This window comes from Duganella flavida (genome assembly GCF_009857445.1).
Lineage (GTDB): Bacteria > Pseudomonadota > Gammaproteobacteria > Burkholderiales > Burkholderiaceae_D > Rugamonas > Rugamonas flavida.
On the sequence record NZ_WWCN01000014.1, the window covers coordinates 134,029 to 147,915 of the forward strand.

General features: G+C 62.2%; 11 protein-coding genes. 6 read left to right on the top strand and 5 right to left on the bottom strand.

Annotated elements, in window-relative coordinates:
- Positions 1-37: 37 nt before the first annotated feature.
- From GTP46_RS21270 to GTP46_RS21295, 6 genes are all read left to right on the top strand, one after another.
- Positions 38-2,419, top strand: a complete 2,382-nt coding sequence (locus tag GTP46_RS21270; protein ID WP_161008624.1) for a TonB-dependent receptor plug domain-containing protein — start codon at positions 38-40, stop codon at positions 2,417-2,419.
- Between the two features lie 309 nt (positions 2,420-2,728).
- Positions 2,729-3,190, top strand: a complete 462-nt coding sequence (locus GTP46_RS21275) for a DUF2844 domain-containing protein (protein ID WP_161008625.1) — start codon at positions 2,729-2,731, stop codon at positions 3,188-3,190.
- A gap of 10 nt (positions 3,191-3,200) precedes the next feature.
- Positions 3,201-4,910, top strand: a complete 1,710-nt coding sequence (locus GTP46_RS21280) for a DUF3443 domain-containing protein (protein ID WP_161008626.1) — start codon at positions 3,201-3,203, stop codon at positions 4,908-4,910.
- A 76-nt stretch (positions 4,911-4,986) separates the two neighbouring features.
- Entirely contained in the window at positions 4,987-7,086 is a 2,100-nt protein-coding gene (locus GTP46_RS21285) for a bifunctional 2',3'-cyclic-nucleotide 2'-phosphodiesterase/3'-nucleotidase (protein WP_161008627.1), read from the top strand.
- Between the two features lies 1 nt (position 7,087).
- Entirely contained in the window at positions 7,088-7,813 is a 726-nt protein-coding gene (locus GTP46_RS21290; RefSeq protein ID WP_161008628.1) for a tetratricopeptide repeat protein, read from the top strand.
- Between the two features lie 87 nt (positions 7,814-7,900).
- Positions 7,901-8,407 carry a hemerythrin domain-containing protein gene (locus GTP46_RS21295; protein ID WP_161008629.1) on the top strand — a complete coding sequence of 169 codons (507 nt, stop codon included), beginning with the start codon at positions 7,901-7,903 and terminating at the stop codon, positions 8,405-8,407.
- Here GTP46_RS21295 and coaD read toward each other — a convergent pair.
- The 5 genes from coaD to GTP46_RS21320 form a co-directional block, all read right to left on the bottom strand.
- Positions 8,400-9,548, bottom strand: coding sequence for a pantetheine-phosphate adenylyltransferase (coaD, locus tag GTP46_RS21300; protein ID WP_161008630.1), 1,149 nt, complete (start codon positions 9,546-9,548; stop codon positions 8,400-8,402). The two genes, GTP46_RS21295 and coaD, sit on opposite strands and share 8 nt — an antisense overlap.
- Positions 9,549-9,580: 32 nt before the next feature.
- Positions 9,581-10,957 (bottom strand): ATP-binding protein, encoded by a 1,377-nt coding sequence (locus GTP46_RS21305; protein ID WP_229259044.1) that lies wholly within the window; start codon positions 10,955-10,957, stop codon positions 9,581-9,583.
- 8 nt (positions 10,958-10,965) lie between these two features.
- Positions 10,966-11,625, bottom strand: a complete 660-nt coding sequence (locus tag GTP46_RS21310) for a response regulator (RefSeq protein ID WP_161008632.1) — start codon at positions 11,623-11,625, stop codon at positions 10,966-10,968.
- Positions 11,626-11,645: 20 nt separating this feature from the next.
- Positions 11,646-13,139, bottom strand: coding sequence for a Do family serine endopeptidase (locus tag GTP46_RS21315; RefSeq protein WP_161008633.1), 1,494 nt, complete (start codon positions 13,137-13,139; stop codon positions 11,646-11,648).
- 154 nt (positions 13,140-13,293) lie between these two features.
- Positions 13,294-13,752: an Hsp20 family protein gene (locus GTP46_RS21320; RefSeq protein ID WP_161008634.1), complete on the bottom strand. Its 459-nt coding sequence runs from the start codon at positions 13,750-13,752 to the stop codon at positions 13,294-13,296.
- Positions 13,753-13,887 lie beyond the last annotated feature (135 nt).

A 13,887-nucleotide genomic window follows, 5' to 3' on the forward strand; every position in this document is an offset into this window, starting at 1 on the left:
ATTTGCATAAAATCAAATTTTTCATGGGAGACGACACGTGTTCGCCAATACCACCTTACGTAAAGCCGTCTTACTCAGCCTGTACGGCGCCAGCACCCTGGCCCTGACCACTGAAGCCTACGCACAAGATACTTCGATCCAATCGGTCAGCGTAGTCGGTTCGCGCCGCGCTACCAGCTCGGCCACCGACACCACGGTGCCGGTCGATGTGATTCCACTGAGCAAGACCGCCGAAAGCGGTGGCCAGTTCGACCTGGCCCAAACCCTGACCTATATTTCCCCGTCGTTCAACTCGACCCGCCAGACCGGCTCCGACGGCGCCGACCTGGTCGATTCCGCCGCCCTGCGCGGCCTCGGCTCGGACCAGACGCTGGTGCTGGTGAACGGCAAGCGCCGCCACACTACCGCGCTGGTCAACCTGTTCGGTGCGCGCAACCGCGGCAACACCGGCACCGACATGAACGCCATCCCGATGCTGGCCATCAAGGACGTGCAAATCCTGCGCGACGGCGCCGCCGCCCAGTACGGCTCGGACGCGATTGCCGGCGTGATGGACATCGGCCTGAAAAAATCCAAGGGCTGCGAATCGGTCGCCGGCTTCAGCGAATACAGCAAGCACGACGGCAAGAACTACCTGGCCTCGGCCTACTGCGGCTTTGAAATCGGCAATGGTGGCGTGCTCGGCATCACCGGCGAATACCTCGACCGTGGCCGCTCCAACCGCGCCGACGCCGACAATCCACGCACCATCGGCGACAGCAAGACCAAGAACCAGACCATCTACCTGAACGGCGAACTGCCAACCGTCGGCACCGGCCGCCTGTACTTCACGGCTGGCGCGCAGAGCCGCGACGCTTCGTCGGGCGCCTGGGCGCGCGGCGGCATCGGCAGCGACGACATCCCGTCGCGTAACTCGGCGGCCATGTACCCGAACGGCTTCGTCCCGTTCATCAACGCCAAGATCGATGACCAGTACGCCATCCTCGGCCACCGCAACCAGTTGGGCGAGTGGAATATGGACCTGTCGCAGACCTACGGCAAAAACAAGATGATCTACAACATCAGCAACACGCTGAATGCGTCGATCGCCAACAAGGACCTGCTGGCTGGCGGCAAGGGCGTGAGCCCAACCAGCTTCAACGCTGGCGGTTTCCAGTTTGAACAGCTGACCACCAACCTCGACTTCAACCGCTACTTCGACAATCTGGTCGGCCGTGGCCTGAACGTGGCGTTCGGCGGCGAGTACCGTCACGAAAACTACAAAATCTACGCCGGTGAACTGGGCTCCTACAGCGACGCCGACGGCGTCGGCATCGGCGGCGCTGCCGGCAGCCAGGGCTTCCCGGGCTTCCAGCCTGGCGACCAGGTGGATGCCAACCGTCACAGCGTGGCCGCTTACATCGACCTCGAAGCCGACCTGACCGACACCGTCAAGCTGCAAGGCGCAGCCCGCTACGAGAAGTACAGCGACTTCGGCTCGACCACCACCGGCAAGCTGGCCGGTAGCTGGCGCGTGGCGCCAGCCGTGCTGCTGCGCGGTTCGGCCTCGACCGGCTTCCGCGCCCCGTCGCTGCAACAGATGTACTTCTCGTCGACCTTCACCGACTTCATCGGCGGCGTGCCGACCGACGTGGTGCTGGCGCCAAACAACAGCGCTGTCACCAACCTGGCCGGCATCCCGAAACTGAAGGAAGAGAAATCGACCAGCTTTACGCTGGGTTCGACCTGGACGCCAACCCAGGCCGTCTCCGTCACCGCCGACCTGTACCAGATCAAGATCAAGGACCGCATCGTGCTGTCCGGCCGCTTTGACGACAGCAACTATCCAACGCTGGCCGCCAAGCTGGCCACCCTGGGTGTCGGCCAGGCGCAGTTCTTCGTCAACTCGGTCGACACCAAGACCAAGGGCCTGGACCTGACCGCTTCGCACAAAGCCAGTTTCGGCGCCGACAAACTGACCACCTTCCTGGCCATGAACGTCAGCAAAACCGAAGTGACCGGCATCCACGCGCCGGCTTCGCTGAAGGGCTATGAAGACGTGCTGCTGTCGGAAAAAGAACGCCTGTACATCGAGCAAGGCGCACCGCGCTCGAAGGCCACGCTGGGCTTCGACTACACCCACGCTGCCTGGGAAACCGACCTGAAGATCATCCACTTCGGTCCGCAGACCCTGGGCACTTACAGCGGCACCGCCGCCGGTGTGGCGAACCAGCACTACGAGTCGAAAACCTCGGCTGACCTGGCGTTCACCTACACCATCAACAAGAACATGAAGTTCTCGTTTGGTGGCAATAACATCTTTAACGTTCACCCAACGACCCAGAATCCGGACGAAACCGATAACGGCTTCAAGTACGAATCTGTGCAGTTTGGCCTGAACGGCGCGTCCTACTTCGGCCGCCTGTACGTCAAGTTCTGATGGTGTAGCACAAAGGTGACGTCCGGCAGCGCTGGACGTCACTGCATTCGCTGGCTAACCTGGAAAGATGGAAGCCAGAATCGCCAAACTTGAAGAGTCCTCAACGGAAAGCCGTGAACGGTTTGCCGCTATCGAGGCGCGTATGGAACAATTTGCCACCCAAGCTCCCCCTTCTCGCCGCGCAGCCGCCCATGGTGATCTACACCCAGCAGCCCCCACCCAAGTAACGTTTTCTTACATCTCGCTAACCTAACCCAACGCAGCGCCGTTCTACACTTCATTGTCTTTATTTCGGCAGTGGAGTGTTCTATGCGCCGCGCGTTCACTTTGATGTTTTTCCTGTCCCTGCTGCAAGGCGCACTCGCCTGGGCAGCGCTGGGCAGTTCCCCTTCCAATTTTGGCACTGCGACCACGCAGAGCAAGCTAGCCGCGCGCAGCCTCGCCGCGACCGCCAGCGACACTGTCTACACCGTCAGCCAATCCACCCTCGACAGCGGCACCGTTGTGCGCGAATACGTCGACGCCAATGGCGTGGTATTTGCCGTCAGCTGGAAAGGTCCCACCTTGCCTGACTTACGCACGCTGCTGGGCGATAAGTTCGCCATCATGACCAGTACCGCCGCCAAGCGGCCCAAGGCCGGCCACTCGCAGCTGGCGGTCGACCAGTCCGACGCGGTGATCGTCTCCAACGGCCACATGCGCGCCTTCAGCGGCCAGGCCTGGATTCCGAGCGCGCTGCCGGCCGGCTTCGACACCAGCACCATCGAATAAGGACGCCTGCATGAAATACGCTCATCTTGTCGGCGCCCTGCTGTGCCTGGCACTGGCGGCGTGCGGCGGTGGCGGCGGTTCGGCCACCACTACCAGCACCGCCACCACCGAGGCCATGAAAGCGGCCACGCCGGTGATCAGTATCAGCGCTTCGCCGACCGCCACCACCACCGGCCAAATCATCACGCTGACGTGGAGCGTCAGTGACGCGCCGTCGAGCGGCTGCACCGCCTCCGGCGCGTGGAGCGGCACAGTGGCCAGCAGCGGCACGCAAGCCGTTACGGCGGGCGATGCCGGCGCCGCCAGCTACACCCTCACCTGCGGCAGCGCCAGCAGCACCGCCATGGTCACGGTCAGCACGCCGCCACCTTCGCCGACCGTCAGCCTGACGCTGGCGCCGGCCAGCATCACCAGCGCGCAAACCACGGTACTGAGCTGGTCGTCGGCCAACGCCACCAGTTGCACTGCCAGCGGTGCGTGGAGCGGCAGCAAGGCCACTTCCGGCGCGGTCACCATCACGCCGGCCGCCGCCGGCAGCTTTACCTACAGCATGACGTGCAGCGGTGACGGCGGCTCGGCCAGCGGCAGCGCCGCGCTCAGCGTCACGGCAGCGCTCAGCAACAGCACCGCCATTGTGGTCGACAGCGGGCCAAGCGGCGTCAGTGGCGTAATCAATGTGCCGTATGTCAGCGTGACCGTGTGCAAGCCCGGTACCACCACCTGCCAGACCATCGACCACGTGCTGCTCGACACCGGCTCCTACGGCCTGCGCCTGCTGGCCAGCCAGCTCAGCAGTACACTGGCGCTGCCGGCCGTAAGCACCGCTTCCGGCGACGATGCCGGCGAATGCGGCAAATTCATCAGCGGCTATACCTGGGGCGCGGTGCGCCAGGCCGATGTCAAGATGGCCGATGAAGTAGCGTCCGGCATTTCGATACAAGTAATCGGCGACACCGGCGCCAGCTACAGCAGCACGCCGTCCAGTTGCAGCAGCGCCGGCAGCAATCTCGGCACGCTGTCGGCCATCGGCGCCAAGGGCATCCTCGGGGTCGGCATGTTCAAGCAGGATTGCGGTAGTTCTTGCGCCAACGCTGCCATCAGCGGTGTCTACTACGCTTGCGCCAGCGGTAGCTGCACCGCCAGCGCCATGCCGCTGGCCAAACAGATCAGCAATCCGGTGGCCTCGTTTGCCGTCAACAACAACGGCTTGCTGATCACCATGCCCAGTGTCGGCACGGCCGGTCTGACCTCGGTCAGCGGCACGCTGGTGTTTGGCGTCAACACACAGAGCAACAACACCATCGCCAGCGAGACCATTTACAAGGCCAATAGCAGCGGCGACTTCAGCACCACTTACAAGGGCAAGACTTACAGCGCCAGCTTCATCGACAGCGGCTCCAACGGTTACTTCTTTACCGACAGCACCATCCGCCAGTGCTCCGGCGGCGACTTCTACTGCCCGGCCGCGACGCTGTCGCTGACAGCGACCAACGCCGCCGCGGACGGCAGCGCCTCCGGCACGGTCAGCTTCAACCTGGTGAACATGGTCAGCCTGGCCTCAACCATCACGGCGGCGCAGGTGGGCGGCACGGTGGGCAGCAGCACCTCGTCCGGCAATTATTTCGACTGGGGCCTGCCCTTCTTCTATGGCCGCCGCGTGTTCGTGGTGATGGAGGATATGAGCGCGGCCGGCAAAGCCGGACCGTACTGGGCTTATTAATTTGCGCATGTCACGGAGCGGTCACTTAAACTAGTTAAAGTCGCAACCTTGAATTTTTCCACTCTTCGAGGTTTCGATGAAATTAAATCTGGTGATGCTGGCCGCCATGAGCGCAGCCGGTCTCGTAGCATGCGGTGGCGATAACGCCCCAGCCGTTCCGGCGATCCCGGAAGGCACGACCGTTACCGTGGCCCTGTTGGAAACCACCGACATCCACGCCAACGTGATGAGCTACAACTACTACTCGCTGGCCGAGGACACCAGTCTCGGCCTGGAGCGCACCTCCTCGCTGGTCAAGGCCGCGCGCGCCGAGAACCCGAACAACCTGCTGCTGGACGACGGCGACAACATCCAGGGTACGCTGCTGGGCGACCTGCAAGCCGTCACCAAACCGATCGCCTGCGTTGATACCATGGCCGTGCACAAAGTCATGAACGCCATGAAGTTCGACGGCGGCGGCTTCGGCAACCACGAATTCAACTACGGCTTGCCTCTGCTGAGCCAAATCACCAACACTGACTTCGGTATTCCGGGCGTGAGTAAGCCGAGCGGTACTTGCGGTTCGCCATCGTTCCCGCTGGTGCTGACCAACGTCACCGGCGTTTCCAGCGGCAAGCCGATCGTGCAACCATACTCCCTGCTGCCACGCACTTTCTCAGCCACCAAGCCGGATGGCAGCAAGCTGGACGTGAAGCTCAACGTCGGCATCATGAGCTTTGTGCCGCCGCAGATCCTTGAGTGGGACCAGAAGAACCTGGCCGGCAAGGTTGCCGTCACCGGCGTGCAGGAAGCGGCCAAGCAATACGTGCCGGAGATGCGCAGCAAAGGCGCCGACCTGGTGGTCGCGCTGTCGCACGGCGGCCTCGACCCGAGCACTTACAGCCCGAAAATGGAAAACGGTTCCTACCACCTGACCAGCACCGGCATCGACGCCCTGCTGATCGGCCACTCGCACCTGATCTTCCCCAAAGGGAAAGAAACTAACGCACCGGCACTGGACGCTTCGTTCGCGGCCTTCCCGGCTTCGGCCAACATCGACGCCGTCAACGGCTTCGTCAACGGCGTGCCAACCGTGATGGCGCAGAGCTGGGGCCGCCGCCTCGGCATCATCAAGCTGACGCTGGCCTACACCGGCGGTAAGTGGGTGGTACAGCCAACCAAGACCACCGTGGAATCGCGCGGCTTCAAGTACACCGATGGCGCTACCATCATCGCCGCCGACAGCAGCATTGCACCGCTGGTCGCCACCGAGCATGCGGCCACCATCGCCTACGCCAAGCAGCCGCTGGGCGTGAGCACTGACTTTGAAATGTCGGCCTACTTCGCACTGGCCGGCGACGTCAGCGCGATCCAGCTGGTGAACCAGGCACAGCTGGCCTACGTGAAGAACTTCATCGCCACCAGCACCGATGCGACGCTCGCCAGCTACAAGAGCATTCCGGTGATCTCGTGCAGCGCGCCGTTCAAGGCTGGCCGCAACGGTCCAACCGACTTTACCGATGTGGCGCCCGGCGCCAGCGCGGCGGCGCCGGTGGGCCTGCAAGTACGTAATCCGGGCGACCTGTACCTGTACTCGAACAACAACCTGCAAGCGGTCAAGATCAAGGGTTCCGACTTGAAGAACTGGCTGGAAACGGCGGCCAAGCAGTTCGGCCAGATCGATCCGACCAAGACCACCGAACAGGATCTGGTACCGTCGTATGGCACCATCTACAACTACGACGTGTTCTACGCCGAAGACAACGCGCTGACCTACCAGATCGACGTCACCATGCCGGTGGGCAGCCGCATCGTCAACCTGACTTACAAAGGCAAGGCCGTGGCCAATGGCGATGACTTCATCGTCGCCACCAACGACTACCGCGCAGGCGGCGGCGGTGCGGTGCCGGGCATTGATGGCAGCAAGACCATCATCAAATCGCCGGACGCCAACCAGGCCGTGGTCAGCAACTACCTGACGGCGCAAGGCACGGCCACCGGCAAGGTCACGCTGGCAGCAAATGGCAGCGCGCGCAGCTGGAGCTTTGTGAAAGTGGCGACCGCCGGTCCGGTGATCCTGCGTTCGGCGCCAGGCCACCTGGCACTGGCCCAGAGCAGCGGCATCACCGCCGTCACGGCCGAAGGCAGCCTGGACGCCAGCGGCTTCGCCAAGTACGCCATCGATCTGAGCAAATAACATGCAGCGCATCGTCATCGCCTCGCTGGCTGCGGCCCTGCTGTTTGGCTGCCAGCTCCAGCACGAGAAGCCGACTTCGGCGCAAATCGAAGTCATCGGCATGAAGGCCAAGCAGGAAGCTGACGCGCACGCCGAGCGTAAGCTGATGGCGTGGGCTGAAAACAATATGCCGGTAGCGCAGCGCGAGCTGGCCATCTTGTACCAGTCGCGTCCAACGCAGCGTGACGATGCGCTCAAGTTGTTTGAACAGGCAGCACGCGGCGGCGATACGGAAGCCGCGTTCCAGCTGGGCGAAATGCTGCGCATCGGCGTGCTGGGCGTGCCCGCCGCGCCGGCTGCGGCAGCGCCGTGGTATGCCATCGCCGCCCAGCATCAGCACGCGAAAGCGGCGCTGGTGCTGGGTCTGCTCTACAAAAACGGCGAAGGTGTGAAGCGTGACGATGCACAAGCCGCACACTGGCTGGCGCAGGCGAGCGAACGTGGCAACGCGCACGCCATGTTCCTGCTCTCCAACTTCTACAACGAAGGTACGGGCGTGCCGCAAGACCACGCCCAAGCCCGCCTGCTGCTGGAAGAGGCGGCCGAGCATGAATATCCACCTGCGATCCAGGAACTGGCGATGGCGGTCCAGTTGGGCGACGCCCTGTCACCCAAGGACGAACTGCGCGCCAGCCACCTGATGAAAGAAGCCAGCGAACACCGCCGCAATAACTGGAACCGCTTTTAATTCGCGCTCTTTCCCTGATGTGGTCCGGCGCACAGACCGGGCCATGTCGGGCTCCTAGACTGGACTTTCGCCACCCAAGGAGCCGATATGACTACCACCACCCAGACGTCGGGCCGTATGCCCAAACCCATCCCTACTGAAACCCAGCCGCAAGACGCCATCACGCTGCTGGTTGAGGATCATGAACACGTCAAGGCAATGTTCGAACAGTATGAAAAGCTGGGCGACCGCGCTCATGTCAGCAAGCAGAAACTTGCGCTGCAAATCTGCGAAGCGTTGACCAAGCACACCATGATCGAGGAAGAAATTTTTTACCCGGCCGTGCGCGAGGCGACCAAGGACGAAGACTTGATGGATGAAGCCGTCGTCGAGCACGCCTCCGCCAAGGACTTGATCGCCCAAATCCAGAGCATGGAGCCGACTGACGACCTGTACGACGCCAAAGTCAAGGTGCTGTCAGAAATGATCGAGCACCACGTCGGCGAAGAAGAAGGCGAGATGTTCCCCAAAGCCCGCAAAACCAAGCTCGACCTGGAAGCGCTGGGCGAACAAATGGCCGCCCGTAAGGAAAGCATCCAGCTGCCACCTATTTGACCGCCAGCCGCTCCATCTCCTGCTGCATGTTGTCGATGGCGCGGTCGTTGTACTGGTCCGCGAAGTAAGCATCGCGGAACAGTTCACCGGCCTGCGCCTTGCGGCACAGGTGCGCCAGCGCCCCGCCGCGCTGCTCGCGGTATTTGGCGTCCGGCAGGTGGATGTATTCCTGCCGGATGGCGCGCGCGTAGTTCTGGTAGACCTCGTCGTCCTGCCCCAGGATGGCCAGGTCTACGCACAGCAAAATATCCTTCAAACGATGCGTGATCGAGGCTTCCTGGAAGTGATCGGTCGCGCGTATCAGTTCAGCTGCATCGCCCATCTCCTGCCCGAGGTGGCTCCCCAGCCACAGCTGCGCGCTGGCTTCCTCATTGCTTAGCGTACCGGGATCGCCGCTGTGGCCGTACTCGGCATCATGGAACCAGAACGCCTGCTTGATGATGTCGACGTCCAACGGATCGGGACGCGTATTGGCCGCCCACGCGCGGATTTCGCACAAGCCGTGCACCAGATGATCGAGGTTGTGATAGTAGCGCGCCGTGCCACCGTACGCAGTCGGTCCGGTCAGCTGCACGAACCACTGGTCGGCATGGGCGATGGCGGTAGCGTCGCGGTGTTCGTAGTCCCACAGGATTTCCCACTCGCGGCGCAACCAGCTCAGCACCCACGCATGGTAGGCCGGGCCGGGCACGAATTTCTTCATGATCCAGTTCCAGCCGATCGGCCCTTCCAAGGCTTTCACGAACGATGAGCTCACCGAACCGAGGTCGCGCGGCGGCATCACGAACACGGTCTTGGCGCCTTGCAGCACATCGACGTTGGTTTGCTGGATCAGGTTTTCGTAATCGAAATCGGCGGTGGTGCGGATGCCGCGAATCAGGCACTCGACGCCCTGCTTCTTGGCCGCGCGCGCCGTGTAGTCGCCACGCACGATCACCACCGAGACATTGTCCCAGCCCTGCTCGGCGCAGCTGAGCGCAATAATGCTCTTGCGCTCCTCGGCCGAGAACTTGGGCTTCTTGGCCGAATTCTCGGACAGGAACACTACCACCTCGTCCGCCAGCGAACGGGCTTCGTTGATCACCCACATGTGACCGTTGGTGATCGGGTCCAGGGTTCCCGAAAAGCCGATTTTCTTCATGCGCCGCTCCAGCACCGTATTAAAACGGCATTTTAAGCTGGAGTGGGCTTGCTAGTCTCAGGAAAATCGACCTTGACCTTCAGTCCGCCCAAACGTTCGGACTGGTCGAGCGACAAGACGCCGCCGTGGCGCTCGGCAATCGACTGCACGATGGCCATGCCCAGGCCACTGCCGCCAGCCGGGCTGCCAGGCACGCGGTAGAAGCGGCTGAACACGCGTTCGCGCTCGTCTGGCGGGATGCCGGGGCCGGAATCTTCCACGCTCAGCTGGATGCGCGGCTTGGCATTTTTTGTGGCGGCCACGCTACGCCGCAGGTCCACATCAACCGTGCCGCCGGCCGGCGTGTACTTGATGGCGTTGTCGACCAGGTTGCGCAGCAGGATGATCAGGGCGTCCTGCTGGCCCGCCACTACCACGTCGTCGGCGTAATGCAAGCCGAGGTCGATCTGGCGTGCCTGCGCCAAGCCGTTCATATCGCCCAGCACGCGCTTGACCAGTTCGCCCAGGTTGACCGGTTCCAGCTTAATCTCCTCGATGCCGCCCTCTTGCCGCGCCAGCACCAGCAACTGCTCCACCAGCCGCGTGGCACGTTCAATGCCGGCCGTGACGCGTGACACCGCCACCTTGCGCGCCACCTCGTCCGGCGCCCGCTCCAGGCTGAGAACCTGCAATTTCAACGCCGCCAGCGGCGTGCGCAACTCGTGCGCCGCATCGGCCACAAAGTGCTGCTGCGCTTCGAACGCCGTGCGCACCCGCACGAACAGCAAGTTCAGCTCTTGCACCAGCGGCAGCACTTCATCGGGCAAATCGTTTTCCGATACCGGTGACAAATCGTCCGCCTGGCGTGCCGCCACCTGCCGCTTGACGCGCGACACCGGCGCCAGCGAACCGGACACCACCCACCACACCACCAGCATCAGCACCGGCGCCATCACGGCGATCGGACCGACGGTGCGCAGCGCCAGCGTACCGGCCATGCGCTGGCGCACGGCCATGTCCTGCGCCACTTGCACGGTCTGGTTGGAGGTCTGAACCGAGAAGATGCGATAGGTGGTGTTCTTCACCTTGACGTTGGAGAAGCCCAGCACAGCCCGCTGCGGCAGGGCCGCGCGCGACAGCGAACGGAACACCTGCGCACCGTCCGGAGTCCAGACCTGCACCACCAGGTCGTCGTTTTCGGGATCGGCAGCCGTGTCGGCCGCCTTGTTGGTCAGCGTGGCGCTGGAACGCAGCGACATCGCCATTTGCTGCATGTGATAGTCGAAGATCTGGTCGGCGTCGTTGAGCGCGCTGCGGTAGGCGATCATGGCCTGCGCCAGCGCCGCCATCGTGATCGCCGCCAGCAGGAACCACAGCAGGCGGCCGCGCAGCGAGTGCGTTACCACCGGCACCCGTGGCAACGACGGCATCTTCACCTTCATAGTTTGGGAACCATGTAGCCCAGGCCGCGCACGTTCTGAATCAGCTCCGCGCCCAGCTTTTTACGCAAGCCGTGGATGTAGACTTCCACCGCATTGCTGTTGACTTCATCCTTCCAGCTATACAGTTTTTCTTCCAGCTGATGCCGCGACAGCACGATGCCGGGCCGCGCAATCAGCGCTTCCAGCACCGCCCACTCGCGCGCCGACAGACTGACCGGCTTACCGTCGGCCATCACTTCGCGGGTTTGCGGATTGACGGTCACGTTCCCATGTTCGAACACCGGCTCGGCGCGGCCGGCCGAACGGCGCAGCAAGGCGCGGATGCGGGCCAGCAGCTCATCGAGGTCATACGGCTTGAGTACATAATCGTCAGCGCCGGCGTCAAGACCGGCGACGCGCTGTTCCTTGGCGTCGCGCGCGGTGGCGATCAGCACCGGTGTCAGTTCCTTGCGCAGGCGCATCGAGCGCAGCACGTCGAGACCGTCCTTGCGCGGCAGGCCCAGGTCCAGCAGCACCAGATCGTAGGTTTGCGTTTGCAGAGCGGTGTCGGCCATATCGCCATCCTTCACCCAGTCGACGGCGTAGTGCTCGGCCCGCAGGAGGTCCAGCACTACTTCGCCGATCATGGTGTCGTCTTCTACCAGCAGAAGTCGCATATTTTTCCTTGTTATTTGCTTTAGCCCAGACGGACAGGTATGAAGATTTTATCGTCGCCGCGCTGGATCAGCAATGCCACCGACTTGCCGGCCTTGCCCACCACGTCGCGCACCTGCTCGACGCTGTTGACTGGACGGCCATTTACCGACAGTAACACATCACCCGGCTGCACCCCGGCATTGGCGGCCGCGCCGCCCGCATCCTGGATCAGCAGGCCGCTGGCAATGCCGGATTCACGGCGTTCCGCGGCGTCCAACTGGCGCAGCGACAAGCCAAGGCGCAGCTTGGCGCTGGCCTGGTCGACTGGGCCGTCATCTTGCGCCACCACTTTGTCCTTGGCGTTACCCAGGGTTGCAGCGATCTGCACCGGTTTGCCCTGGCGCCAGACGTCCAGCGTGATTTTCTCGCCCGGCGTTGACAGACCGACCATCGACGGCAAATCGACCGAGCTGACGATTTTTTGGCCATTCAGCGCCAGGATCACATCGCCCGCCTTGAGGCCGGCTTTGTCAGCCGGACCGCCGCGCTCGACATTGGAAATCAGCGCGCCTTCCGGCGTGGCCAGGTTGAAGGAATCGGCAAAGCCCTGGTTCACTTCCTGTACCGTCACACCGAGCTTGGCGTGTACCACCTTGCCGGTAGCGACGATCTGGTTCTTGATCTTGTTGGCGACATCGATAGGAATCGCAAACGACAAGCCCTGGTAGCCGCCAGTCTGGCTGTAAATCTGCGAGTTGATACCGACCACCTCGCCGCGCGTGTTGAACAACGGGCCACCCGAGTTACCTGGGTTGACCGCCACGTCGGTCTGGATGAATGGCACGTTCCCATCCGGCAGCGAGCGGCCCTTGGCGCTGACCACGCCGGCAGTTACGGTGTTATCGAGGCCGTACGGCGAGCCGATGGCCAGCACCCACTCGCCCACTTTCAAATCGTTACCCTTGGCTAGCGGCACCACCGGCAGATTGTTGGCGTCGATCTTCAGCACCGCGACGTCGCTTTGCGGATCGGAGCCCAGTACCTTGGCGCGGAATTCGCGGCGGTCGGTCAGCTTGACCACTACCTCGCTGGCGTCACGCACCACGTGCGCATTGGTCAAAATGATACCGTCCGAGCTGATGATGAAACCGGAACCGAGGCCATGCGTCGGCTGCGCACGCTGACCACGCTGGCCGCCCTGCTGGCCTTGCTGGAAGCGGCGGAAGAATTCATAGAAAGGATCATCGGCAAACTGGTCGTTGCGACCTTGCTGGCCACCGCCATCGTAGGCAGTCTTGGTACTGCCGGTGACGTTGATGTTGACCACTGCCGGGCCGTTGTGCGCGGCGATGACGCTGAAATCAGGCAGCGTCATGGTGGGTGCTGGCACCGCTGCAGGCGCAGTAGTCACCGCAGCCGGCGTCGCGACGGCGGCAACCGCAGCATTCTGTTTGACAGCGACTGCACCGCCGACGCCGACCACGCCCAGTACGGCGACGGCCACAGCAGCACGCTTGAGAGTAGAGATGGACATAACGGTTCTCCTATGCAAATGAGGACTTTAGATGTATCCAATATGACGCTACAAACTTAGGCACCACTTAACCAAAATTCCTGCTTACAAATGCAAACTGGCCGGAGAACCGGCCAGTTGTGGTTACTGCATTAAAGCTTGATTAAGCAGGCATTTACGCAGCTGCGCGTTGCTCCAACGCGGTCACATTCTCGCCACCATCGATGACGATTTTGCGCGGCTTCAGTGCTTCAGGAATCTCACGCACCAGTTCGATGGTGAGCATGCCGTTGTCGAAGCTGGCGCCGGTCACTTTGACGTGGTTGGCCAGCTGGAAGCGCTGTTCGAAATCACGTGCCGCGATGCCACGATGCAGATAGGTGCGTTCGGTAACATCTTTCTGCTTACGGCCCACCACCTGCAGCGAATCGCGCTCGAAAGTGATGTCGATTTCCGAACGGTTGAAGCCGGCCAGCGCCATCACGATGCGGTACTGGTCGTCCGAGACCAGCTCGATGTTGTATGGGGGATAGCTAGGGGTGCTGTCGTTGCGCTGGGCGTCGTTCAGCAGTTGTGCCAGGCGATCAAAGCCAATAGCGGAACGATACAGCGGGGCGAGGTCAAAAGTACGCATGATAAATATCCTTTTCAAGTTAAGCGATATGAAGGTTGGCGGCCCCTACAATCAGGCAACCGCTGATCCCCATATAGGTCGGCTCAAAATGCTTTCAAGAGGTTTTTTTAAAAAATTTTTCGTTTCCTGCGTGCT